Source organism: Hymenobacter chitinivorans DSM 11115 (assembly GCF_002797555.1).
GTDB classification, from domain to species: domain Bacteria; phylum Bacteroidota; class Bacteroidia; order Cytophagales; family Hymenobacteraceae; genus Hymenobacter; species Hymenobacter chitinivorans.
This window is the reverse complement of sequence record NZ_PGFA01000001.1, coordinates 1,307,171-1,331,418: the sequence shown is the minus strand read 5'-3', so window position 1 is coordinate 1,331,418 and position 24,248 is coordinate 1,307,171. Positions and strand designations below refer to the sequence as shown.

Sequence of the window (24,248 nt, the reverse complement as noted above, 5' to 3'; positions counted from 1 at the left end):
GGCTTTCTCGTTTCTGAAACCCAAGACCCCAAGACCCTAATTCAATTCCTTAACGGCCTGGGTGAGTTTGGGCAGAACTTCGAAAACGTCGCCTACGATGCCATAATCAGCAGCCTTGAAGAACGGCGCTTCCGGATCTTTGTTGATTACGACAATCACTTTCGAGGAGTTGACCCCCGCCAGGTGCTGAATAGCACCCGAAATACCGCAGGCAATATACAGGTTGGGCGAAACCGTGATACCCGTCTGACCCACGTGCTCGTGGTGAGGGCGCCAGTCGACGTCCGACACGGGCTTGGAGCAGGCCGTAGCCGCACCCAGGGCCTTGGCCAGGTCCTCAATCAGGTGCCAGTTTTCGGGGCCTTTCATGCCCCGGCCACCCGATACCACACGGTCAGCCTCGGGCAGCAGCACGCCGCCGGCCTGATCCTGCATCACCACCTGCTTGGGCGCGTCGGCGAAATCGGCATCCGAGAGGCTGGCCGAGAAGGCCTCTACTTGGGCGGTTTTGCCGGCTTCGTGCAGGGCCTCAATTGAGTTTTTCTTTACGGCCAGAATTTTCCGGTCGCCGGTCAGCACCACGTCGGCAAAGGCTTTGCCCGAGAAGGCGCCGCGCTTCACGGTGAAGCTGCCGCCGTCGTTTTTGGGCAGTTCTACTACGTTGGTGGCCAGGCTGGCCTTCAGCCGCACCGACAGGCGCGAGCCCACGGCGGCGCCAATGTTGGAGTTAGCCAGCACAATTACCTGGGCGCCTTCCTTCTCGGCGGCGGCGGCAATGAGCTTAGTGTAAGCGCCATTGACGAAATCTTTCAACCGGGGCTCCGCGTCATACAGCACCTTGCTGATACCCTGCTCGCCGAGCTGGGCCAGGTTGGCTTCGGTGGCCTCCCCTACGGCTACGGCCGTGGCCGTGGTGCCGAGCATCTGGGCTACCTGGCTCCCGTAGGAAGCCACTTCCAACGACGACTTTTTAACCTCGCCGCCATCACATTCAACTACTACTAGAACGGACATTTCTTTGGTTTTTTGAGTTTGGTTTTTGGTTTCTTGGTGTTCAACGAGCTGATTTCTTGCTAATTTGACCTAAGCCAAAAGCAAAAAACCAACGACCAAAAACCAATTAAATCACCTTGGCTTCGTTGCGGAGCAGCTTGATCAAATCCCCGGCCGACTCGGCGGGAATGAGCTTCACGCCCTGCTTCTTGGGGGGCAGCGCGTACTCGGCTACCGCGGTGCGGGCACCTTCACCTACGGGCTCCACTACTTTCAGGGGCTTGGTGCGGGCCGTCATGATGCCGCGCATGTTGGGGATGCGGGGCTCGCACATGGGCTGCTGGCAGGAAGCCACGAAAGGCGTATTTACCTCCACGATTTCCTTGCCACCCTCGATTTCGCGCTCCAGCGTGGCGGTGTTGCCGCTCATATCGAGCTTCATGGCCGGGGCCACGGTCGGGATGCCGAGCAGTTCGCCCACCATGCCGTGTACTTGGAAGCCGTTGTAGTCAATGCTTTCCTTGCCCATCAGAATCACGTCGTAGGCGCCTTCTTTGGCAATGGCAGCAATCTGCTGGGCCACGAAGTAGGCGTCCGTGGGCGCGGCGTTGACGCGGATAGCGTCGTCGGCGCCGATGGCCAGGGCTTTACGAATGTTGGGCTCGGTGTCGGCTTCGCCAACGTTGAGGACGGTTACGGTGCCGCTGCCCTGGGCTTCTTTGAGCTCAATGGCGCGGGTCAGGGCGTATTCGTCCCAGGGATTAATCACGAACTGCACCCCGGCCTTGTTGAACTCCTTGTTATCGGGCGTGAAGGTGATTTTGGTGGTCGTGTCGGGAACGTTGCTGATGCAAACGAGAAACTTCATCTACGGCTGCTTGTGGATGGGAGATAAACTACGGGAAAGCCCCTAATTTCGGGCGAAGATACAGAAAACTCCCTCCCGATGGACACTACGCCGACCCGCCTGCAGCAGCTGCTGACCTTTTACAACGAAGACCCGAACGACCCGTTCATCATCTACGCCCTGGCCACTGAGTATCGGACGACGGAGCCCCAACGGGCTATGGAGTATTACCAGAAACTTCTGGATGAGCACCCGGACTACGTGGGTACGTACTACCACGCGGGCAAGATGCTGGAGCACTTACAAAATCCAGAAGAAGCCGAAAAGGTTTACCGGCGCGGGCTGCAGGTCAGCCGCAAAGCGGGCCAGATGCACGCCGCCAGTGAAATCCAGCAGGCCCTGAACTCGCTGCTCGGCCTCGACTACGAAGACGAGTAAGCGGCCGGGGCCTTTCCGGCACCGGGCGAAAGTCAGGGAACAGTGGCGGGCATGAGGCGGAACAACAGAAAATGGGTGAGTAACAGGCGCGGGGCGAGCCACCGGGCCCGTTCCTGATCCGGAACGGGCGGGTAGTTCGCTCCGCAAAATACGCTGCATGCCGAGCATTTTCAAGCAAAAGGCTGGAATAATTGTAACCTGTTAAGAGAAATTGCGTTTTAACGAGGCTTTATAGCCGTATTCGAACGATAAAGCGGTGGCGGGTGTCAACTGGGCATGCGTAAGACCACTCTGCTGACTACCGCCGCGCTGCTGCTCGGTGGCGCCGCCCGCACCCTGGCCCAGACCACTGACCCCAGCCTCGGCAACGAAGACACGCCCTTTGTGCGCAACATTCGCCCCGACCGGCCCGGGCAGACCATTACCACCAATATGCTCAACCCGGGCCAGTTTCAGCTCGAAACCGGCATTAGCAGCCAGCCCGACCCGTTTAGCCCCGGCAGCGCCACCAGCCGCAGTTTGAGTACCGGCCTGCTCCGGGTGGGCTTCTTCAACAACATTGAGTTGCGGGTGGCCCAGCGTTATCTGGCTCCGCTGCCCCCAGCCCTGGCCACCGAGCCTGGCAGTACGGAGGTGCGGCGTCCCAGCGGCTTGACGGCCACGACGGTGGGCGCCAAGTTTCTGGCCTCGACCACGCCCAATGCCCGCTCCCAGGTGGTGGTGCTGGCCGAAATGACCCTGCGCAACGGGGACCCATCTTTGCAGCCGACCCAGTACGAGCCGGCGGCCCGTCTGCTGGTGTCGCAGCAACTCGGGGAGCGGTTTGGCCTGGAAGCCAACTTTGGCTTTCGGCAGCGGGGCTTCAAGGCCGCCGATACCAAACTGGGCACCTACTTGGGGACGCTGGCCCTGAACGGCCCGTTGACCAAGTCAGTCGGGTTCTTTGCCGAAACTTACGCCACCTGGCAGCAGCAAAGCACCCTGGCCCCCGGCGTAACCTCGGGCCTGTACTGGCGGCCCTGGCCGGGCCTGCGCCTGGACGTAAATGCGGGCAAAGCCTTTTCCGGCGCCTACAGCGGCACCACGGTAGGCGCCGGCCTGAGCTTACGGGTCGGCCGCTAAGCCTTTCCCCGAATACTATTTATTAAGACACAAAGAATTGCTGAGCCTCGACAGCAATTCTTTGTGTCTTATTATTTGGTACTAATAATAGATTTTATTATACTTGTTTTATACAAACGATTTTCCTTCTGCTATATGAAAAACTACTACGCTCCCACTTTCGGCTTTTTTCTCCTCGTCCTGACTTCAGCCCCTGCGCAGGCCCAGATTGCGCCGGACAGCAACGGCCACTACCGGCCGGCCCGTGGTTTGAGCGACCCGGAGCAGCCGGATCCACGGTATGCCGGCGCGCTGGAGGTCAGCGAGTTGAAGGAGCAAATAAAGCTGCTTACCGACGCCTACGCCCAGCTCGTGGAGCAGCACAACCAGCAAGCCGACCGCCTCCAGGCGTTGGAGCAGCTCACGCGCACGGCCGGGCCGCCTGCTCCCCGGGAGCTACCAGCTACTATTATTTCCATCCGCAAGCTGTAGCCTGCCGTTGCCGTAACCGCTTGAAAAAAACGACTTAGCCCGTATGCCTCTCTAAAGCAGAAGCCCTGACCAGCAGTTGTTGGTCAGGGCTTCTGCTTTGGGGGCCGGCCGCGCTTAGGGCCGCTGCCCCACGGCTTCGGGGTTGATGCGGGTGGGCGTCTGCTGGCCCGACACGATGCCGGCCGAGCTGCGGGCAATGGCGGTAATGACGGCCGTCATATTGGGCAGGTCCAAACTTTCAATTTCGTCGTCGACGGTGTGGTAGCGCTTATCGGTCGGAATCTGGTCGGTGCTGATGGTGTGGGCCGGTACGCCCAGGCGGGCCAGGGTAGCGTTGTCGGAGCGGTAAAACAGGTTTTGCTCGGGGTACGGGTCGGGCTCGAAGCGGAAGGGCGTGCCGGTGAGGTTGCGCTGCAGCAGCTTGCCGAAGTCCGACTTATCGAAGCCGGTAATGAAGGCCGTGTTTGGACCGAACTTGGCCTGCTTGCCAATCATTTCGATGTTGAACATGGCCGTAATCTGCTTGGCGTCGAGCTGGCGGGAGAAGTACTGGGAACCAAAGCCCCCAATTTCCTCGGCCGTGAAAGCGGCAAAAACCAGGGTGCGGGCGTTGTCGTTCTTCTTCTTAAAATACTCAGCCAGGGCCACCACGGCCGTCGTACCACTAGCGTCGTCGTCGGCGCCATTGGCAATATTGTCGCCGGCCACGGGCTCAATCAGCCCCAGATGGTCGTAGTGGGAGGAGAAAACCACCATTTCGGCGGTCCGGTCCTTGTCTTTGCCCGGCAGCACGCCCACCACGTTGCGAATCTCAATGGGGCGCACGGTAGTGTTAGCGGCCACGCGAAACTTGATGCCGGCATTCGGGGTCGTCATCAGGGCCACTACGCAGGAGTACGGGCCGGGCTTGTCGGCCGAGAGTCGGCCGCGCTTGGTGTAGTTGACCAGGCGCTGAAAATCTTCGGCCCGGGCCGGATCCAGAATTACAATCAGGTTTTCGGTGGGCTGCAGAATCTGCTGAAATACCTGCCGGGGCATGGCTTGGGCGCTAATTACCATGACGCGGGCGGCGGGGTCGTCCTCGCTGGTCCAGTTGAGCTGGGGCTGCCCCGAGATGAGCAGGGTTTTATCGGCTGGCACGTTGGTGCCGTTGATAGTCACGTAGAGGGCGGCCGTTTTGGCTTCGTACACCGGAAACACTTGCTCGTAGCCCTTCACGCCCGGTAACGACTCCAGACCAAGGCGCTGGAACTCGGCGGCCAGAAACTGGGCGGCTTTCAGGCCGCCTGCCTGGGTGGAAGCCCGCCCCTGCATGTCGTCATCGGCCAGCGCCCGGGCCACCCGTTCTACCGTCGCAGCGGCAACTCCTGGCGTGGTAGTTGTCGAGGCTGGCTTTTTTTGCGCAATAAGTGGAACCGAAAGCAGAGCGAGAAATAAGACGATGGGAGGGAATTTTTGCATAACGCAAATTAAGCCTTTTGGCAACTCATCCCGGAATGCTTGGCGGCTTTTTGGCATTTTTTCTACCATTTTCACGGTTTTCGAACCGTTTATTTCGTTTTCGAACATGATTAAGCGACTATTGCCCCTATCCAGTGCAATTCTGATTTCGTTGCTGACTGGTTGCCGGGCCTCGGCGCCAGCGCCCCTGAGCCAGGCTGCTGAGGCGACTATACCGACGGCCGAACTGCGCAACACCCGCTGGGTACTACGCTCACTACAGAATCGTGCCATACTGACTCCGACCAACGGCGAGGCGTATTTGCTGCTCCGCAACGACGAGCAGCGGGCTGAGGGCAACGCGGGCTGCAACCGGTTTCGGGGCACCTTCACAGGAGCTCAAGCCGGTCAACTGCAATTTGGCCCGCTGCTGAGCACCCGCATGGCTTGCCTCTCGGAGCAGGATAACGCTACGGAAAAAGATTTTCTGGCCGCGTTAGCCGCTACCCGCACCTACCAGATTAGCGGCGACACCCTGCGCCTGTACAGTGCTGAAGCCAGCCAGCCCCAGGCCGTGCTGCACGCAGTGTATCTGCATTAACCCAGCTTATTTAACAACACGAAAAAGCCGGTTTGCTGCTGCAAACCGGCTTTTTTTCAGGTCAGGACCATTGGCTAGGCCAGAGTCAGCACCAAGTCGTCAGCGTTGACCAGGGTGCCCTCGGGGAGCTGCACGCCCTGCACGGTGGTATCGTCGGGGGCGGTGATGGTGGTTTCCATCTTCATGGCCTCGATGATGAAGAGCGGGGTGTTGCGTTTGACCTGCTGCCCGCTTTCGACCAGCACTTTAGAAAGCATGCCCTGCAGTGGAGCGCCTACCTGGCGGGGGTTGGCCTTGTCAATCTTCTGGTTGCGCACCGTCTTGACTTCCACCGACTTGTCGCGCACTTCCAGGTTGCGGGTCTGCCCGTTGAAGGAGAAGAACACCGTGCGGCAGCCGTCGTCGTTGACCTCGCCTATTGAACGAAGCTTGACAATGACCGACTTGCCGCGGGCAATGTCGATGATGGTTTCCTGACCGGGCTTGAGGCCGTAGAAAAACACCCGGGTGGGCACCAACGATACGTCGCCGTACTGCTGGAAGTGGGCCCAGTATTGCTCGAACACCTTGGGGTAGAGCAGGTAGCTCAGCAGGTCGGTGAACTTGACGCCTTCGCCGAACTTCTCCTCGAACTTCTTCCACTCCTTCTTGAAGTCGATGGGCTTGAGATGCTCGTTGGGCCGGTCAGTAAACGGCTTTTCGTCCTTGAGAATCAGCTTTTGCAATTCCCGAGGCCAGCCGCCCTCGGGCTGCCCAATGTCGCCGCGGAACAGGCTTTGCACCGACTCGGGGAAGCTCAGCGAATGGCCTTTTTCGAGCACGTCGGTCGTGGTCAGGTTATTGGACACCATGAACAGGGCCATGTCGCCGACGACTTTCGAGGAGGGCGTCACCTTGACGATGTCGCCGAACAGCTCGTTGACCTCAGCAAAGGTCTTTTTCACCTGCTCGAACTTGTCGCCGAGGCCCAGGGCGGCGGCCTGGGGGCGCAGGTTGGAGTACTGCCCGCCGGGAATTTCGTGCTGGAATACTTCTGAGGTGCCGGCCTTCAGGCCCGACTCGAACGGATAGTAGTACTCGCGCACGGTTTCCCAGTAGTTGGAGAAGTCGTTGAGGCTGTCCTGGTCGAACTCCCGGTGCCGGGGCGTGCCGCGGAACATTTCCACCACCGAGTTGAAGTTGGGCTGCGAAGTCAGGCCCGACAAGGAGCCCATGGCCACGTCGATGACGTCGACACCGGCTTCCACGGCCTTGAGGTAGGTGGCGGGCTGCAACGACGAGGTGTCGTGGGTGTGCAGGTGAATCGGAATCTTGACCGTGTCGCGCAGGGCCGTGATGAGCTCAGTAGCGGCGTAGGGCTTGAGCAGGCCGGCCATATCCTTGATGCAGAGGATGTGGGCGCCGGCGTCTTCGATTTGCTTGGCTAGGCGCAGGTAGTAGTCGAGCGAGTATTTCTGGTTGCGCTTGGGGTCCAGAATGTCGCCCGTGTAGCAGATGCTGGCTTCGGCTAAGCCCTTGGTTTTCTTGCGCACGAAGTTGATGCAGGACTCCATGCCCGGCATCCAGTTGAGCGAGTCGAAGATGCGGAACACGTCGACGCCGGTTTCCCAAGCCTGCTGCACAAACCGCTCGGTCAGGTTGTCCGGATAGGCCTTGTAGCCCACCCCGTTGGCCCCGCGAATCAGCATCTGGAGCAAGATATTGGGCACGGCCTCCCGGATTTTGGCCAGCCGCTCCCAGGGGTCTTCGTGCAAAAAGCGCAGGGCCACGTCGAAGGTAGCGCCACCCCAGACTTCCATCGAAAACGTCTGGGGGTGCATTTTGGCGTAGCGCTCCGCCACTTTCAGCATGTCGAAGGTGCGCATGCGGGTGGCCAGCAGGCTTTGGTGGGCGTCGCGGAAGGTGGTGTCGGTGTAGTGCACCAGCGGGTCCTGGCGCAGCCACTGGGCAAAGCCTTCGGGGCCCAGCTCGGTGAGCTTGTTCTTGGTGCCGGGCTGGTAGGCCGCGTCCTGGTCGAACCGGGGCAGAATGGGCTTGCGCAGTTCCTTTTTGGGGTCTATGAGTCCCTTCACGTCGGGGTTGCCGTTGACGATGATGTCGCCGACGAAACCCAGGATTTTGGTGCCGCGGTCCTGTCGGGGCTTGAACTTGAAGAGCTCCTGGTGGTCCTTGATAAAGTCCACGTTGGCCTGCCCGCTCACGAAAGTCGGGTTGGCAATGATATTCTGCAGAAACTGGATGTTGGTGCGCACCCCGCGGATGCGGAACTCGTCCAGGGTCCGGGCCATCTTGGAGGCGGCCCCTTCCAGCGTGGGCGCATGGGCCGACACTTTCACCAGCAGTGAGTCGAAAAACGGCGAAATCTTGGCGCCCTGGTACACCGAACCCTGGTCGAGGCGGATGCCGAAGCCGCCGGCCGAGCGGTAGGCCACGATGGTGCCGTAATCGGGCTTGAAGTCGTTTTCGGGGTCTTCGGTGGTAATGCGGCACTGAATGGCGTAGCCGTTTTTCATCGGCTTCCCTCCCACTTCCAGCCCGATTTCGGGGTCGGAGAGCCGGGCGCCGTCGGCAATGTAGATCTGGGTTTTAATCAGGTCGATGCCGGTAATCATTTCCGTCACGGTGTGCTCCACCTGGATGCGCGGATTCACCTCGATAAAGTAAATCCGGTCCATTTCGGGGTTCACCAGAAATTCGACGGTGCCTACGTTGTTGTAGTTCACGGCCCGGCCCAGGCGCAGCGCGTACTCATATAATAAGTGGCGCATGTGGTCGGGCAAATTCAGCGAAGGCGCCACTTCCACCACTTTCTGGTAGCGGCGCTGCACCGAGCAGTCCCGCTCGTAGAGGTGCACGATGTTGCCGTGGGTATCGGCCACGAGCTGCACTTCGATGTGCTTGGGGTTCTCGACAAACTTCTCCAGAAACACCGTGTCGTCGCCGAAGGCTTTCAGGGCCTCGTTGCGGGCCTCGAAGAAGCCGCGCTCCAGCTGCTCATCGTCGCGGATGACGCGCATGCCCCGGCCCCCGCCCCCACTGGCCGCTTTCAACATCACCGGGTAGCCGATGCGGCTGGCTTCGCGCTGGGCCGTTTCGAAGTCGTTGAGGTCCTCGATGCTGCTTTCGATGATGGGTACCTGGCACTGCACGGCCACTTTTTTGGCGGCTACTTTGTCGCCGAGGGCTTCCATGACTTCCGGGCGGGGGCCGACGAAGATGATGCCTTCCTCCCCGCAGCGCCGGGCCAGCGTCGCGTTTTCCGACAGGAAGCCGTAGCCGGGGTGAATGGCATCCACGCCGTTGGCCTTGGCTACGCGCAAAATACCTTCAATGTCCAGATACGGCTTCAGCGGGTCGTCGTCGCGGCCAATCTGGTAGGCTTCATCGGCTTTGTAGCGGTGCAGCGAGTAGCGGTCCTCGTAGGTGTAGATGGCCACGGTGGGAATGCCCAGCTCGGTGGCGGCCCGTAATACGCGGATGGCAATTTCGCCCCGGTTGGCGACCAGCAGTTTGCGGATGTTCATAGACGACGGTAGACGGATTTGGCAGTGGAAAGAGCGTTGCGGACGGAAAGCTAGGAAAAAGGCAGGTAAACCCTAGAATTCTGCAGCGAATTTTTGCTAACTGCTGCAATTCGCAAACAAACATTCGTTATTCTGGGCATTAAGGTTACAAGATATAAACCTTGGGCAGCCGGCTCAGTTGTCAGTAGCACAACCTCGGCATTACTCCACCCATGAATTTTTCAGAGAAGAACATTCTGCTCGTCGGCGCTTCCTCGGGCATTGGCCTGGCCACGGCCCACCTGCTGCACTCCCTTGAAGCCAAGCTCTTTACCATTTCCCGCCACCTTTCGCCCGAGCTGGCCGCGCTGAACACCACTCATCTGGAAGCCGACGCCACCCAGCCCCTGCCGGCCGAGCTACTGGCCCAGCTGCCCGAAACCTTGCACGGCGTAGTCTATTGCCCCGGCAGCATCAAGCTGCGGCCCTTCGAGCGAATTCCGCTGGACGACTTCCGCGCTGACTTCGAGCTGAACGTGCTGGGCGCGGTGCAAATCCTGCAGGCCACGATGAAGAAGCTCAAAAAGGCCGAAGGCGCCTCGGTGGTACTCTTTAGCACCGTGGCCGCCACCACCGGCATGAGCTTTCATACCAGCATTGCCACGGCCAAAGCCGCCGTGGAAGGCCTCACCCGGGCCCTGGCCGCCGAGTATGCCGCCAGCAACGTCCGCGTCAACGCCATTGCCCCGTCCCTGACCAACACGCCCCTGGCCGCGCCCCTGCTCAACTCACCCGAGAAGCTTGAAGCCGGGGCCAAGCGCCACCCGCTGCAGCGCATCGGACAGCCCGAGGACCTGGCCTACATGGCGTCGTTCCTGCTTTCCGACCACAGCGGCTTTATCACCGGGCAGGTAATGCCCGTGGACGGCGGAATGGGCCGGCTGAAGTAGTGTTTTTAGTTGGTAGTTGTTGGTTGTCAGTTGTTAGTTCGTTCTGACAACTGACAACCAACAACTACCAACTAGCAATTGACAACTGTATGAAAATCGTTCTGTTCTGGCACCGGCGCGACTTACGGCAGCACGACAATGCGGGCCTGACGGCGGCTTTGCAAAGTGGCCATCCGGTGGTGCCGCTGTTTATCTACGACCGGGAAATCCTGGATTTGCTGCCTGGCCGCCGCGACGCCCGCGTCACGTTTATTTACGACGAAGTAGAACGCCTGGCTGGGCAGACCGAGCAGGCCGGCGGTACGTTTCTGGCCTTTTACGGCAAGCCGCTGGAGGTCTTTGCCCAGCTGACGCAGCACTATGACGTGGCGGCTGTATACACCAATGAGGACTACGAGCCCTACGCCGCCGTGCGCGACGGGGCCGTGGCGGAGCTGCTCCGGGCTGGCGGCACCGACTTCAAGGCGTATAAGGACCAGGTAATTTTCGCCAAGAATGAAATCCTGAGCAAGTCCGGGACGCCGCCGAAGGTCTTTGGGGCCTACAGCAAAGCCTGGCTGGCGGCCCTGCGCGACGAGCATCTGGCGCCGTTTCCTTCCCGGGAATTGTTTACCAATGCTAACCTGGCGCAACTGCCCGACGCTGCGCCGCGGCCGACGCTGGAGCAGATGGGTTTTGTGCGGTTTGAGCAAGAGGTACCCGCCGCCGAGCTGCCCGCCGAAGAGCTGGTGCGCAACTACCACAACACCCGCGACAAACCCGGCTTGGTGAACAGCAGCACGCGCCGCTCGGTGCATCTGCGGTTTGGCACCCTGAGCGTGCGGGAGCTGATGCGGCAGGCCCGGGAGCTGAACCCCAAGCTACTGAACGAGCTGATCTGGCGGGACTTCTTCATGATGCTGCTCTGGCACTTCCCCTACACCGCCACCGAAAGCTACGATCCGCGCCTGCGCCAGGTGCCCTACCGCAACAACGAGGCGGAATTCCAGGCCTGGTGCGAGGGCCGTACGGGCTACCCGCTGGTGGATGCCGGCATGCGGGAGCTGAACCAGACCGGCTACCTGCCCAACCGCGCCCGGATTGCCGCCGCCGGCTTTCTGGTCAAGCACCTGCTCATCGACTGGCGCTGGGGTGACCGGTACTTTGCCGACAAGCTACTCGACTACGACATGGCCCAGAACGTGGGCAACTGGCAGTGGATGGCCGGCACCGGGGCCGTGGCCGCGCCCTGGTTCCGGGTGTATAGCCCCCAGAGCCAGCAGGAGCAGTACGACCCCACCTTTGCCTACGTCTGGCAGTGGATTCCCGAGTTTGGCACCTGTGAGTATCCCAAGCCCATTGTCGAGCATAAGTTTGCCCGGGAACGGGCCATTGCCACGTTTCGGGCCGCGTATCAGGCCCGGGAATAAGAGCCGCTGGCCCGGGCAATTAATCCACTCCAAAAGCAACTTACCAGCTCCGAAACGGTTATAGAACCATGGATAAGGACCGCATTAAACAGGCTTACCTCGACTACGTACTGCGCAAGGGCACTCCGCCGGCGTCGGTGTACAAGCTCACCAGCAAGCTGAACATTCCGGAAGCGGAATTCTACCAGTACTACGCCAATTTCAACGCCATTGACCGGGAAATCTGGGCCGACTTTGCCCGCCAGGCCCGGCAGCGCGCCGCCACCGAGCCGGTGTGGGAGCAGTACGGGGCCCGCGAAAAGCTGTTGGGCTTCTACTACACCCTGCTGGAGCTGCTCAAGCAGAACCGCAGCTACGCCCTGAACTCGCTGCGCCGCTCCCTGCACCGCATGCCCGGCCTCACCCCGCGCGTGCTCGACGACTTCCGCCAGGACTTCGAGCAGTTCGTGCAGGATATTCTGCAGGAAGGCAAGCGCACGGAGGAAGTCGCCGTGCGCCCGTTGGTGCAGGATCAGTACCCGCGTTTGTTCTGGCAGCAGGCCCTGTTCGTGCTGGGCTTCTTTGCCAAAGACGAATCCCTGAACTTCGAGCGCACCGACGCGGCCATCGAAAAGGCCGTGACCCTGAGCTTCGACCTGGTGGGCCGCAACACCCTAGACTCGGCCCTGGACCTGGCCCGCTTTCTGGTACACCGCCGCTAATGAGCAACGAAACCTTGAAGCCCGACCCGACGGACCAAGAGCCCGCCGAGAGCCGGCAGCTGGCTTCTCTGCCCACTACGAAAGTGGCCCGGGCGGCTCGTTTTGCCAAAACCGGCCTGAAAGTCGGGGCCAACTACGTGAAGCACTACGCCAAGCGCGCGGCCGGCGTCACGAGTGAAACCCAGGACCTGCACGCGGCCAACGCCGCCGAGCTGTACGGGGCCCTGAGCGAAATGAAAGGCTCGGTGCTGAAGGTAGCCCAGATGCTGGCCATGGAGAAAAACATGCTCCCCACGGCCTATTCCGACCTGTTTGCCCAGGCCCAGTACCAGAGTCCGCCGCTGTCGGGCCCGCTGGTAACCAAGGTGCTGCGCGACGCCTTCGGCCGCTCGCCCTTCGAGGTGTTCGACGAGTTTGGTATCAACGCCCGGCAGGCAGCCAGCATCGGGCAGGTGCATCTGGCCCGCAAAAACGGTCTGCAACTGGCCGTGAAGGTGCAGTACCCCGGCGTGGCCGACAGTATTCAATCCGACATCCGGCTGGTGAAGCCCATTGCCCTGCGCGTGTTGGGCCTGGATGAGGCTACCGTACGGCCCTACCTGGAAGAAGTGGAAGCCCGTTTGCTGGAGGAAACCAACTACGCTCTGGAATTGCAGCGCGGCACTGAAATAGCCACCGAGTGCGCCCACCTGGCCCATTTGGAGTTCCCCAAATACTACCCCGAGCTGTCGACCAACCGGGTGCTGACCATGGACTGGCTCAGCGGGCAGCATCTCAATGAGTTCCTGGCCACCAACCCCAGCCAGCAGGTACGTAACCAGCTCGGTCAGGCCTTGTGGGACTTCTACGCCTTTCAGCTCCACACCCTGCACCGCGTCCACGCCGACCCGCACCCGGGCAACTTCCTGCTGCGCGCCGACCACGGCGGCACCGTGGGCGTGCTGGATTTTGGCTGCGTCAAGGAAATTCCGGCCGACGTCTACGCCCTGTTTACGGCTTTGCTCACGCCCGAAACCCTAGCCGACGAAGCCTGCCTGGCTGATTTGCTGACCCAGGCCGGCGTGCTGCGGCCCGAGGATTCCCCGGCCCGCCGGGCGTTTTACCTGCAAACCATGCAGGCCTCGCTGGAGTTGGTGGGCCGCCCTTTCCGCCAGTCCACCTTTGACTTTGGCGACCCGGCCTACCTGGCGGCGCTCTACCAGCTCGGCGACGAGCTAATGCAGGAGCCCGAGCTGCGCAAGCAGCGGGAGCCCCGCGGCTCGGAGCACTTTATCTACCTCAACCGTACCTACGTGGGCCTCTACGCGTTGCTCACCGAGCTGCGCGCTGCGGTACAGACCGGGGCACTCGTTGGAGCATAGGCTGAAAACCATTTTCCAGCCCGGCAGTTCTTAGCTTCCACAGTGGCTTTTCGCGCTTCGTTGTTCTGAAAAGCCACTTTTTTATCCTCCACACTTCCCCTACCGTTCTGCTCCATGAAAAAATTATGGACTCTGTGCGCTGCCTTGCTCAGCGTGGTTTCCGTGGCTTCGGCCCAGGTAAGCCCCAGCCCGGCCAAGCTCACGTGCTGCTCTCGCCCTTCGGCCGGCGCCAATGCCACCGAAGCCTTTGCCATGCTGGCTACCAACGAAGACTTCAGCGGCGGCCACGACGCACCTCTCCCTTACGCCTACGAGGGCCAGGGCGAAATGATTGAGTTCAAGACCACCGACGGCCAGACGGCCAAGGCTTTTGAAATTAAGAGCAACGTGCGCTCCGACAAGTACCTGTTCGTGATTCACGAGTGGTGGGGCCTCAACGACTACATCAAGAAGGAAGCCGCCACCTACGCCAATGAGCTGAAGGGCGTCAACGTCATTGCCCTCGACCTCTACGACGGGCAGGTAGCCACTACCGCCGACGAGGCCGGCAAGCTGATGCAGGCCGTGAAAACTGAACGGGCCGAAGCCATTATCAAAGGGGCACTGCTGTATGCTGGTCCCAATGCCAAGGTTTCGTCCATCGGCTGGTGCTTCGGCGGCGGCTGGTCGTTGCAGACGGCTTTGCTGGCCGGCCCCAAGGCCGTGGGCTGCGTGATGTACTACGGCATGCCCGAAAAGGACGTGGCCAAGCTCAAGACGCTGAACACCGACGTGCTGGGCATCTTCGCTAGCCAGGACAAGTGGATTAACCCCGAAGTGGTGGCCCAGTTCCAGAAAGACATGGCCGCTGCTAAGAAGAAGGTGACCATCAAAAGCTACGATGCCGACCACGCCTTTGCCAACCCTTCGAACCCCAAATACAGCCAGAAGTATTCGGCCGACGCCCATGCCGCGGCCCTGGAATACCTGCGCAAGAACTTCAAGCTGAAAGGCTAAGCAGATCTTCACTAGGCTCGACAACAGAAAAGCCACTCCCCGGGGAGTGGCTTTTCTGTCGTCGAGCTTACGCTGCACGTGGGGTCCTTCACACCGGCTGCAGTTCCCAGCCGCTCGACAAAATGGCGGCCAGTTCGGCCACGCTTTCAGTGAGTTGTTCCCAGCCGTTGAGCACGAAGTAGTGGTCCTGAAGCTGGGCCTCGCTGTAGGGCGTGTGCAGCACCGTGGCCAGGTCGAAGGGCTGACGGTTGCCCTCATCGGCAATGCAATGGTGGATTTCGCCCGACGAGGACAGCAAACCGGCGCCGTACATGCGGGTGGCGCCGTCTTCCTGTACCAGCCCAAACTGCACCGTGAAGCCGTAGAGGCGCTCCAGACGCTGCAGGGCCGGGGCATCGTGCAGGTGCTGGGCGGCTACCCGGCCCAAAAAGTGCAGAAAATCGGCGAAGGCCTGATCCATCAGCAGCGGCACGTGGCCGAAGACGCCGTGGAACAGGTCGGGCTCCTGCACGAAGTCAAACTGGGCCATGGACCGAATCCAGACCGTGGCCGGGAACTTGCGCTCGGCCAGCAACCCGAAGAAAGTAGCGTCGTCGAGCATGCCGGTGACGGGCTCCAGCTGCCAACCGGTGGCTTTCTGCAGCCGCTTGCTGACTTCCTCGAAGCGCGGCAGAGCCTGGCGGTGCAAACCGGCCTTGGTGAGGCCCTGCTCAAATACCGTGGCGGCGCGTTTGTGCAGCAAGGCCGTTTGGCGGTCAAACAAAACCTTCCAAACCAAGTGGTCCTGGGCAGTGTACTGGTCGTAGTGCTGAGTTACCATGACGAGAGGCATAAAAAAAGCCCGGCTCCTGGGGCGGAGTCGGGCTTTTGCGATTTTCAGAGGGTTAGTAGCATGAGCTTCTAGCTTCCGTTCCGGCAAAATGGCCCGACTCCGTCCACCACGGGACGAATATTTAGGCAGAAGCATTTCGCGGTTTGGTTCATCATACTGAATGCAAATATATAGAAGAATAAAAACAACTTGTGTACCTAAGGGCTATATTTTTTTAAGTCATTTCTCAATAACTCAACTATAATTACAACTACACCCCCTATTTCGAAAGGCCTATAATCATACTTACATACGTTCTTATCCTTTTATACCGTAAAATTCAAGGTATACTTATCCACAAACAGACTCTCTTGCCGGATAATGGCCTTCCGGCAGAAACCGAAGCTTTATTTGCTGAACAAGTAGGTATTCCTGGTTATAAAGGCATAACCAGGCCCATAGCTAATTTCTTTTTTGACAGACACTTGCCTGGCCATAAGCTGTAGAGTCTTACGAATCAGACAGCTTTTCCCGTTGTCTTGCCCCTCACCTTCTAGTACCAATTGCCGGCTCTGGTCGGGGAGCACCGTATTTTGCCGAACCCGCAACGCTACTCCATCCCAGGTCACGGTCTGCCCATCAGCCGACAGCTCCAGCGTATCTGCGCCCGAGACCTGCTGGCCGTTGGGTTCCTCATAGGTGAAAGCCAGCGTCAGCTGCCGGGCCCCCGACTGCCGGCCGCTCAGCTTCGTGGGGAGCGTGACGGACTGCTGGGAGCGGTAATCGAGGTAGGTGAGCGTCCCACTCCAGGGCTGGGCCAACAGCTGCAGTTGCGGCCAGGTTACCGGTTCCGGTGGGTTTTGGGCCTGTACCGGGGTTGCGGCGGCTAGAAAGAGTCCGGCAAGAAGCGCCACAGTGGCTGCGGGGCGCCATGCTGGAGTAGTCCGGGCAGGGCGGGTCAGCCAATAGTCCAGGGAGTAGCGGCCCCCGCCCAGAGCCGCAGCCAGCACAAAGGCCCAGAACAACAGCTGCTGATAATACATACCCAGCACGGGCTCGGGCTTCTCGTACCAGAGGAAAGCCACCACAAAAAACTGAAACGCCAGCTGCAAGGCATTCAGTCGGGTGAGTAAACCCAAGGCCAACAGCAGGCCGCCCCCAAATTCGCCCCATACCGCCAGCGTGGCCCAGAGGTAGGGCGAGGGAAACGTGAAGCCCAATCCGGCCACTTGCTGCACAAACCAGTCGGGGGCCGCCCCGGCGGTACCGGTAAGCTTGGCCGCTTCCGTGGCCGTGTACAGCCCCACTAGCTTCGACCAGCCGGCGCCAAGGGCAATAGACAAGCCCAGGTGCAGGCGAAACAGCAGCCAAGCAACGTCGGCGGCGCGCGTGGGCAGGGCCGCAGCGCCAAACAGTACCTTTTTCATATTCAGAAACATGGGCCGGTTACTGTTGACCGGTGGGCTCATAGTCCATGCGCAGATTCGTGTCGCCGGTAATGCGCAGCCGCACGTTGGCGGTCTGGCCCGAGCCGTTGAGCAGCACGGCCGTGGAGCCAGCTAGGTAGCGCAGCGTAGCCGTCTGCCCCGGCTGCAGGGTAGTCCGGCCGAAAATACCGCCGTTGCGAGGCCGTTCCTTGAACTCGACGGCCACGTTGCCTACGTTGCGGGCCGTTACTTTAAAAGCGCCGGGCTGCCCGCCACCCAGGGCGAATTGCTTGCCGGGCTCGATGAACAGGTCGGAGTTGAGGCTGGCTTGGCAGAGGGTGAAAGTGCCGCTGAGCGTGAGCAGCAAGGCCAGCGCCGACACAGGCCGCAGGATAGAGTAGTAACGCATAGGAATGGGGTTGAAGTGAAACGATGTTCCAAAGCAACGCCCCCGGGCAGCCCCAAACGCCCCGATTTACGGCCTGGGACGTCCCAATGTATAGTTTGCTACTACCTCCCTCCTACTTCGGCCGGGGTACTTCGCCGGGGGTAGTGCCGCGCAGCTTTTTGAAAACCCGGTTGAAAGTCGACTTCGAGTTGAACCCGGCATCTAGGGCTACGGCCAGCAGCGTGTAGTGCCGGAAGCGCGGGTTCTGCAGCCGGACTTCGGCTTCGCGCACCCGGTACTCGTTGATGAAGTCGTTGAAATTCTGCCCGCAGCCCGTGTTAATAACCCGCGACAACCAGGAGGTATTGGTGCGCAGCTGGGCGGCCAGCTCACCCAGCGTCAGCTCGGGGGCTAGGTAGGGCCGGGCCGTTTGCATGTGCGTGAGCAGGCGGGCAGTCCAGCGCGTGAGCTCAGCCTCGGCCTCTGGCGCGGCGGGTGTCTGGGCGGCCATAGCAGCGGAAACTGCCGGCTCGGGCGCGGCTCCAGCCAGAATGGGTAACTCGGGTTCCGGCACCAGCTCCGGCTCATAAAGCGTGTCAGGCTCGGAGTCGGGTTCGGGCTCCGGGGCCAGACTTTCGGTGGTGGGCTGAAAGCGCAGTCCGGCCAGCTGGTGGCCGGTGAGCAGGCCGGCAATGCTCAGGTAGTAAATCAGCAGGCCGGTAAACAGATAATCGTACCAGGCCTGGTAGTAGCTGAGCGGGGTTACGAAGCTGTTAATCACCCCAAACCCCAGCGTGACGCCCGTGCCGATGAGCACGGCCACCAGCACATTGCGCAGCCACCGAAACCGAATTTGGTCGGTATCGGAGAAGTTGTCGTTGAGGTAGCGGGCATAGGCGCGGTATTCGCGCAGGGTGCGCCCAGCGTAGATTCCGATGGACAGGTAGCTGGCCACGTCCACGACGTAGTGCAGCGGCAGCTGGTCCAGCGCGGCCGCCCACGGACCCTTGGTGCCGAAGTGCGCCGGCAAGGGCTGGCCGCGCAGGCCATACCACCAGGCTACGTCGTACAAAAAAACAACCAGGTGCCCGGCCAGCAACAGCAGCACCGGCGCGAAATGCCACCAATGCCGCTGCTCAAACCGAAACTCCTGGTTGGTCAGGCTACGGAAATAAAAGTACAGCGCGGGCCCCACCGCCAGCCAGTTGCTGAACGGAAAGTAGAACATGAAGGTCGAAAACGCGTCGTGCGAGTCGTACCAGCCCGCGAAGCCCAGCATCCACTGGGCCAGCCGTAGCGTGTGCAGCACCAGTAGCAACGCCAGCCAGGCGTCAGCGGCCGTGCCGAGGCGCCGGCTCCGCCCCAGCAGCACCCCGCTCACCACCACGCCCTGCACGAAGAACGGCAGCAGCAAGCCGCTGTAGACGCTGAAGGTGAAGGGCATGGTGGTTAGTTATTAGTTGTTGGTTGTCAGTTGTTAGAAAGCAAGAGAGCCGCGTACTAAAGGTAGCGGCTCTAGTTGCTCCAATTCATCAGGCATAAGAAAGAAGGGCGCAAAAAATATGCGCCCCTCCTGACAACTAACAACTGCCAACTGACAACTGACAACTAAATTACTCCAGCTCCTGGCGCAGGGCGTAAACTTTGCGCAGGTTGCGGATCAGACGCTCCGACTCCTGGAAGTTCAGGGTCTGGGCGCCGTCGGAGGCGGCTTCTTCGGGCTTCTCGTGGGCTTCGTAGAGAATGCCGTCGGCGCCGGCCATTACGCCGGCCAGGGCCATGGTGGGCACGTAGTCCCGGATACCGATACCGTGCGAGGGGTCGACTACCACCGGCAGGTGGGTTTTCTCCTTCAGAATGGGCACGGCGTTCAAATCCAGAGTGTTGCGCGAGGCCGTTTCGAAGGTCCGGATGCCCCGCTCGCAAAGAATCAGTTTCTCGTTGCCACCCGAAAACACGTATTCGGCCGAGGATAGCAGTTCCTCAATCGTGCCCGAAATGCCGCGCTTGATGAGCACCGGCTTATCGACGCCGCCCAGGGCATCGAGTAGATTGAAGTTCTGGGTGTTGCGGGCCCCCACCTGGAACACGTCCACGTAGTCGTGCATTTCCTCCACCTGCGACACCTGCATGACCTCCGTCACGATTTTGATGCCGCGGGCCCGGGCCATTTGGTGAAACAGCTTGAGACCATCCATGCCCAGGCCGCGGAACGAGTAAGGCGACGAGCGGGGCTTAAACACGCCCCCGCGCATCAGGCGCACATCGTTGTCGACGAGGTGCTGCATGATTTTCTCCATCTGGGCCTCACTCTCGATGCTGCACGGGCCGGCGGCAATACTCAACGAGCCTTCCCCGATGCGGACTCCGTCGCCGAGGTCGAGCACGGTGGGGCGCACCCGCCACTTGCGGCTCACCAGCTTGTACTCGTCCGAGACGCGGTGAATGTCCAGAATACCGGGCAGCTGGCCCAGGGTGCGCAGGTCCACTTCGGCCTTGCCGGTACCCACCAGGTAGCTGGCGCGCTGGGTATCCACTTCCGTGACTTTGAACTTGGCGTCCTTGACGTGGGCAATGATGTCGGCTTTCTGTTCGGCCGAAATGTTCTTTTCGAGTTGAATTATCATGGGGGCGGGGTTATTTCTATGCTGTCATCCTGAGCTTGCGAAGGACCTTCCTCATCTATCCCACTGAAGTTGATTCACTATGAGGAAGGCCTTTGCGCAGGGCAACAGAGAGCCTGGTCACGTTGAATAAGCTTTTGTCACTTATCGAAGGAAGGTCCTTGGCAAGCTCAGGATGACAGACGAAAAAATACAGGCGAAGAAAAAATCAGTTGAGAATGGAGGCAACGAACTGACGGGCCGCGGCTGGCGCGTCGGGCGCGTCTTCCAGGGCCCGAATAAAGGCCGAGCCGATGATGGCGCCGTGGGCGTGGCCGGCGGCCTTTTGGAACGAATCCTTATTGCCGATGCCGAAGCCGATGAGGCGGGGGTTGCGCAGGTTCATGCCCGCAATCCGCTCGAAGTAAGCTTCCTGCACGCCCTCAGCCTGGGTGTTGGCCCCGCCCGTGGTGCCGGGGCCCGACACCAAATACAGGAAAGCATCCGTCAGCGTGTCCATGTGCCGGATTCGCTCGGGCGCCGTCTGGGGCGTAATCAGGAAGACGGGCTGCAGGCCGTACTTTTTGAAAATAGCCTGGTACTCTTCCTCGTACTCGGCCAGGGGCAGGTCGGGCAGAATCAGGCCGTCGACGCCGGCTTCGGCCGCGGCCTGGCAGAATTTCTCCATGCCGAACTGCATAATCGGGTTCAAATAGCCCATGAGCAGCAGCGGGGTGTCGGGCACTTTGGCGCGCACTTCCCGGAGCTGCTCAAACAGCACGTAGAGGTTCATGCCGTTGGCCAGGGCCACCGAGCTGCTCTGCTGAATCACGGGGCCGTCGGCCAGCGGGTCGGAGAAGGGCATACCGATTTCGATGAGGTCGGCACCGGCTTCGGTCAGGGCCTCAATCAGGGGTACGGTGTCGTGCAGCTTGGGGTAGCCGGCCGTGAAGTACACGTTGAGCAGGTTCTGGCCTTTCTTGGCAAAGGCTTGTTGGATACGGTTTTGCATCTGTTTTTGTCTGTCATCCTGAGCTTTGCGAAGGACCTTTCCACGCTAGCACAAGTCGTTCTAAACCTGTCGTTCCTATCCTATAAGGTCCTTCGCAAAGCTCAGGATGACAGGATTGACAGGCGGGAAATAGTTACTTGAGCTTGTCGGCGTACTTCATGTAGGTTTCCAGGTCCTTGTCGCCGCGGCCGGAGAGGTTGATAACCACCACGTCGTCGGGACCCGCGCCGAGCTGGCCCAGGGCGGCCAGGGCGTGGGCCGTTTCCAGGGCCGGAATGATGCCTTCCAACCGGCTGCACTCGGCCACGGCCGTCAGCGCGTCTTCGTCCTCGATGCTGATAAACCGCGCCCGGCCCGAAGCGCCCAAATAGGCGTGCAACGGCCCGATGCCGGGGTAGTCGAGGCCGGCGGAAATGGAGTATGGCTCGGTAATCTGCCCGTGCTCGTCCTGCATCAGCAAGGTGCGGCTGCCGTGAATAATGCCTGGCGTGCCCAGCACCGAGGTAGCCGCCGAGTGGCCCGAGTGAATCCCGTGCCCGGCTGCTTCTACCGCCACCAGCTGCACCGAAGGCTCATCGAGGAAATGGTAGAAAGCCCCGGCCGCATTAGAGCCCCCGCCCACGCAGGCCACCACGTAATCGGGCAGCTCCCGGCCGACTTTCTCCAGCAGCTGCTTGCGCATTTCCTCGCTGATTACCGACTGCAGCCGGGCCACCAAATCCGGGTACGGGTGCGGGCCGACTACCGAGCCGATGATGTAGTGCGTGTCGACAGGGTTGCTGATCCAGTCCCGGATGGCCTCGTTGGTGGCGTCCTTCAGCGTCTGGCTGCCACTGGTGACGGCCACTACTTTGGCGCCCAGCAGGCGCATGCGCTCCACGTTGGGTTTCTGCCGCTCGGTGTCGGTTTTGCCCATGTAGACGATGCACTCCATGCCCATCAGGGCGCACACGGTGGCCGTGGCCACGCCGTGCTGCCCGGCGCCGGTTTCGGCAATGATGCGGGTTTTGCCCAGGCGCTGGGCCAGCAGAATCTGCCCCACGGTGTTATTCACCTTGTGGGCGCCGGTGTGGCAGAGGTCCTCGCGCTTCAGATAAATGCGGGTGTTGTAGCGCGCCGACAGCCGCTTGGCCTCAAACAGCGGCGTGGGCCGGCCCACGTAGTCGCGCAGGAGCTGCTGGTACTCGGCCTGGAACGCGGGGTCGGCCAGAATTTGCAGGTACTGGTCGCGCAGCTCTTCCACGTTGGGGTAGAGCATTTCGGGGATAAAGGCCCCGCCGAACTCACCGTAGTAGCCGCGGGCGTTGGGTTGAAATTGGGAAGTCATGGTCTGGGATTTCACGCAGGGTTTCGCAGTGGGTGGCGCAGGGTCTCGCAGTGGTCTACGGCCGTTGGTAAGTAAGGAGATAAAGTCAGGGCCGCAGGCGTTGGAACATGCGGGCCAGCTTGAGGTCGTCTTTCAGGCCGGGCTTTAGCTCAAACCGGCTGTTCAAATCCACGGCGTAGAGGCCCGGTAGCTTGAGCTGGGCCAAGGCCTCGGCGTGCTGCTCATCGAGGCCACCGGCCAGGAAGTAGGGTACGTCGAGGGGGTAATCTTGCAGCAGCTGCCAGTCGAAAGTAGTGCCGTTGCCGCCCGGCTGCTCGCCTTTCGTGTCGAAGAGGAAGTAGGTGCAGTAAGGCGCGTAGGGCCGCAGGGTTTCGAAGTCAACGTTTGCATCGAAGGAAAAAGCCTTAATAACCGGCACGCCCGCGGCTTGCAGCTCCGCGCATTGCCGGGGCGTTTCGTGGCCGTGCAGCTGCACCAAATCCAGGCCGTAGCGGGTTACCTGCTGCTGGATTACCGCCGAGGTTTCATCCACGAACACCCCTACTTTGCGGCAGCTTTCGGGCAAGCTTTTCAGCTGCCCGGCATCCAGCGAGTCGGCCACGAAGCGCCCAGACTTCGGGTAGAAGATGAAGCCCAGAAAGTCGGGCTGCAGGGCCGCCACGGCTGCCACATTAGCCACCTCCCGCATGCCGCACACTTTGATGCGCAGCGCCGGGGCAGTGTCGGAGGCTTCAATAGGTGTGGAACTGGTCATACTTGAGGAAGATTCGAATGTCATGTCGAGCCCTAGCGAGACATCTCGCGTGCCCTGGTAATCAAATCACTCTGGCAACATCAGCACGCGGAATGTCTCCTGCTGGTCGACATGACAAACGGCGCGCTTCAGCCTAAATCAGCGTAATGGGCTCGGTGGCGTGCAGCTCCTGCACAAAGGAGTAGCAGGCTTTTTCGGGGCGGCTGTTGCGCATAAATGCCTCGCCGATGAGGAAGCCGCGGTAACCAGCCTCGCGCAGCATGAGGATGTCGGCCGCCGACGTCAGCCCGCTTTCCGTCACCTTCACAAACTCCTGGGGAATCTGCTCGGCCAGCTCTTTGCTGGTGTCGAGGCTGAGGCTGAAATCGTGCAGGTTGCGGTTGTTGACGCCCACCAGATTCACCGCGTCGGGGTGCAGGGTGCGGGTCAGCTCCTCGGCGTTGTGCACTTCGAGCAGCACTTCCAAGCCCAGGCTGCGGGCCAATTGGCCGAAGCGCAGCACTTCCTCGGCCGTCAGCACGGCGGCAATGAGCAGAATGGCGTCGGCGCCGATGCTCTTGGCTTCCAGAATCTGGTACTCGTCCACCACGAAGTCCTTGCGCAGAATCGGGCAGTAGTTGAAGCGCCGGGCAATGGTCAGGTCCTCGTTCTTGCCGCCGAAAAACTCCCCGTCCGTCAGCACCGACAAAGCCGAGGCCCCGGCCTGCATGTAGCCCAGCGTGGTGCGCTCCACCGGGGCGTGCTGGTTGATCCAGCCCTTGCTCGGCGACTTGCGCTTGAACTCGGCAATAATCCCGCTCAAATCGTCGCGCAGCAGGTATTTGCGCAGCGACAAGGGCTGGTTGTGAAAATACAGGCTGCGCTCGAGCAGCGTGGCGGGCACCAGGCTCTGGCGTTCGGCCACCTCGCGGCGCTTGTGGGCCACAATTTTGTCGAGAATGGTACCGGTCGTGGGGGAAGTACTCATAATAGAAGAAGGGCGCCGGTGATTACGCGGCCAAAAGTGAATCAGAGAAAGTAGAACCGCCGAGCAGGCAAAAAGGTACCCGGCAACCTTTTATAGAGGGCTTGAAACTTGTCACACTATTGATTTT

Annotated in this window: 22 protein-coding genes; 9 read left to right on the top strand and 13 right to left on the bottom strand. The window is 60.6% G+C overall.

Annotated elements, in window-relative coordinates; genetic code table 11:
* Positions 1-36 precede the first annotated feature (36 nt).
* Positions 37-1,014: an electron transfer flavoprotein subunit alpha/FixB family protein gene (locus tag CLV45_RS05520; RefSeq protein ID WP_100335382.1), complete on the bottom strand. Its 978-nt coding sequence runs from the start codon at positions 1,012-1,014 to the stop codon at positions 37-39.
* A 106-nt stretch (positions 1,015-1,120) separates the two neighbouring features.
* On the bottom strand, positions 1,121-1,861 hold the full coding sequence (locus tag CLV45_RS05515; protein ID WP_100335381.1) for an electron transfer flavoprotein subunit beta/FixA family protein: 741 nt from the start codon (positions 1,859-1,861) through the stop codon (positions 1,121-1,123).
* 78 nt (positions 1,862-1,939) lie between these two features.
* On the opposite strand from CLV45_RS05515, the gene CLV45_RS05510 reads away from it, so the two are divergent.
* The 3 genes from CLV45_RS05510 (at position 1,940) to CLV45_RS05500 (ending at position 3,871) form a co-directional block, all read left to right on the top strand.
* Entirely contained in the window at positions 1,940-2,278 is a 339-nt protein-coding gene (locus CLV45_RS05510; protein ID WP_100335380.1) for a tetratricopeptide repeat protein, read from the top strand.
* 276 nt (positions 2,279-2,554) lie between these two features.
* Positions 2,555-3,400 carry a transporter gene (locus tag CLV45_RS05505; RefSeq protein WP_100335379.1) on the top strand — a complete coding sequence of 282 codons (846 nt, stop codon included), beginning with the start codon at positions 2,555-2,557 and terminating at the stop codon, positions 3,398-3,400.
* A gap of 135 nt (positions 3,401-3,535) precedes the next feature.
* Complete coding sequence (locus tag CLV45_RS05500) at positions 3,536-3,871, top strand: hypothetical protein (protein ID WP_100335378.1); 336 nt, start codon at positions 3,536-3,538, stop codon at positions 3,869-3,871.
* 114 nt (positions 3,872-3,985) lie between these two features.
* Here the strand turns inward: CLV45_RS05500 and CLV45_RS05495 are convergent, their stop codons facing one another.
* Entirely contained in the window at positions 3,986-5,332 is a 1,347-nt protein-coding gene (locus tag CLV45_RS05495) for a M20/M25/M40 family metallo-hydrolase (protein WP_100335377.1), read from the bottom strand.
* A 106-nt stretch (positions 5,333-5,438) separates the two neighbouring features.
* Between CLV45_RS05495 and CLV45_RS05490 the strand changes: the two genes are divergently transcribed.
* Entirely contained in the window at positions 5,439-5,912 is a 474-nt protein-coding gene (locus tag CLV45_RS05490) for an META domain-containing protein (protein WP_157807310.1), read from the top strand.
* 74 nt (positions 5,913-5,986) lie between these two features.
* On the opposite strand, the gene CLV45_RS05485 is transcribed toward CLV45_RS05490, so the two are convergent.
* Entirely contained in the window at positions 5,987-9,436 is a 3,450-nt protein-coding gene (locus CLV45_RS05485) for a pyruvate carboxylase (RefSeq protein ID WP_100335375.1), read from the bottom strand.
* A 212-nt stretch (positions 9,437-9,648) separates the two neighbouring features.
* Here CLV45_RS05485 and CLV45_RS05480 point away from each other — a divergent pair, with 212 nt between their 5' ends.
* The 5 genes from CLV45_RS05480 to CLV45_RS05460 all read left to right on the top strand — a co-directional run bounded on the left by CLV45_RS05480 (position 9,649) and on the right by CLV45_RS05460 (position 14,832).
* The gene (locus tag CLV45_RS05480; protein ID WP_100335374.1) at positions 9,649-10,365 is read left to right on the top strand and encodes an SDR family NAD(P)-dependent oxidoreductase; all 717 of its coding nucleotides are present in this window, start codon (positions 9,649-9,651) and stop codon (positions 10,363-10,365) included.
* 89 nt (positions 10,366-10,454) lie between these two features.
* Positions 10,455-11,774 carry a cryptochrome/photolyase family protein gene (locus CLV45_RS05475; RefSeq protein WP_100335373.1) on the top strand — a complete coding sequence of 440 codons (1,320 nt, stop codon included), beginning with the start codon at positions 10,455-10,457 and terminating at the stop codon, positions 11,772-11,774.
* 68 nt (positions 11,775-11,842) lie between these two features.
* Entirely contained in the window at positions 11,843-12,475 is a 633-nt protein-coding gene (locus tag CLV45_RS05470) for a TetR/AcrR family transcriptional regulator (protein ID WP_100335372.1), read from the top strand.
* Entirely contained in the window at positions 12,475-13,836 is a 1,362-nt protein-coding gene (locus tag CLV45_RS05465; RefSeq protein ID WP_100335371.1) for an ABC1 kinase family protein, read from the top strand. The genes CLV45_RS05470 and CLV45_RS05465 overlap by 1 nt, the downstream gene beginning before the upstream one ends.
* Positions 13,837-13,950: 114 nt before the next feature.
* Positions 13,951-14,832 (top strand): dienelactone hydrolase family protein, encoded by an 882-nt coding sequence (locus CLV45_RS05460; RefSeq protein WP_170061814.1) that lies wholly within the window; start codon positions 13,951-13,953, stop codon positions 14,830-14,832.
* Positions 14,833-14,920: 88 nt separating this feature from the next.
* On the opposite strand, the gene CLV45_RS05455 is transcribed toward CLV45_RS05460, so the two are convergent.
* From CLV45_RS05455 to trpC, 9 genes are all read right to left on the bottom strand, one after another.
* Entirely contained in the window at positions 14,921-15,664 is a 744-nt protein-coding gene (locus CLV45_RS05455) for a phenylalanine 4-monooxygenase (RefSeq protein ID WP_100335370.1), read from the bottom strand.
* A 386-nt stretch (positions 15,665-16,050) separates the two neighbouring features.
* Complete coding sequence (locus CLV45_RS05450) at positions 16,051-17,070, bottom strand: DoxX family protein (protein WP_157807309.1); 1,020 nt, start codon at positions 17,068-17,070, stop codon at positions 16,051-16,053.
* Positions 17,071-17,089: 19 nt separating this feature from the next.
* Complete coding sequence (locus CLV45_RS05445; protein WP_100335368.1) at positions 17,090-17,479, bottom strand: hypothetical protein; 390 nt, start codon at positions 17,477-17,479, stop codon at positions 17,090-17,092.
* 112 nt (positions 17,480-17,591) lie between these two features.
* Positions 17,592-18,902: a helix-turn-helix domain-containing protein gene (locus CLV45_RS05440; RefSeq protein WP_100335367.1), complete on the bottom strand. Its 1,311-nt coding sequence runs from the start codon at positions 18,900-18,902 to the stop codon at positions 17,592-17,594.
* Positions 18,903-19,071: 169 nt separating this feature from the next.
* Positions 19,072-20,085: a 3-deoxy-7-phosphoheptulonate synthase gene (gene aroF, locus CLV45_RS05435; protein WP_100335366.1), complete on the bottom strand. Its 1,014-nt coding sequence runs from the start codon at positions 20,083-20,085 to the stop codon at positions 19,072-19,074.
* Positions 20,086-20,290: 205 nt separating this feature from the next.
* Complete coding sequence (trpA, locus tag CLV45_RS05430; RefSeq protein WP_100335365.1) at positions 20,291-21,073, bottom strand: tryptophan synthase subunit alpha; 783 nt, start codon at positions 21,071-21,073, stop codon at positions 20,291-20,293.
* 133 nt (positions 21,074-21,206) lie between these two features.
* A complete protein-coding gene (gene trpB, locus CLV45_RS05425; protein WP_100335364.1) occupies positions 21,207-22,400 on the bottom strand; it encodes a tryptophan synthase subunit beta in 1,194 nt (397 codons plus the stop codon).
* 85 nt (positions 22,401-22,485) lie between these two features.
* A complete protein-coding gene (locus tag CLV45_RS05420) occupies positions 22,486-23,154 on the bottom strand; it encodes a phosphoribosylanthranilate isomerase (RefSeq protein WP_245882694.1) in 669 nt (222 codons plus the stop codon).
* Between the two features lie 133 nt (positions 23,155-23,287).
* Positions 23,288-24,121 (bottom strand): indole-3-glycerol phosphate synthase TrpC, encoded by an 834-nt coding sequence (gene trpC, locus CLV45_RS05415; RefSeq protein WP_100335363.1) that lies wholly within the window; start codon positions 24,119-24,121, stop codon positions 23,288-23,290.
* Between the last annotated feature and the right edge of the window lie 127 nt (positions 24,122-24,248).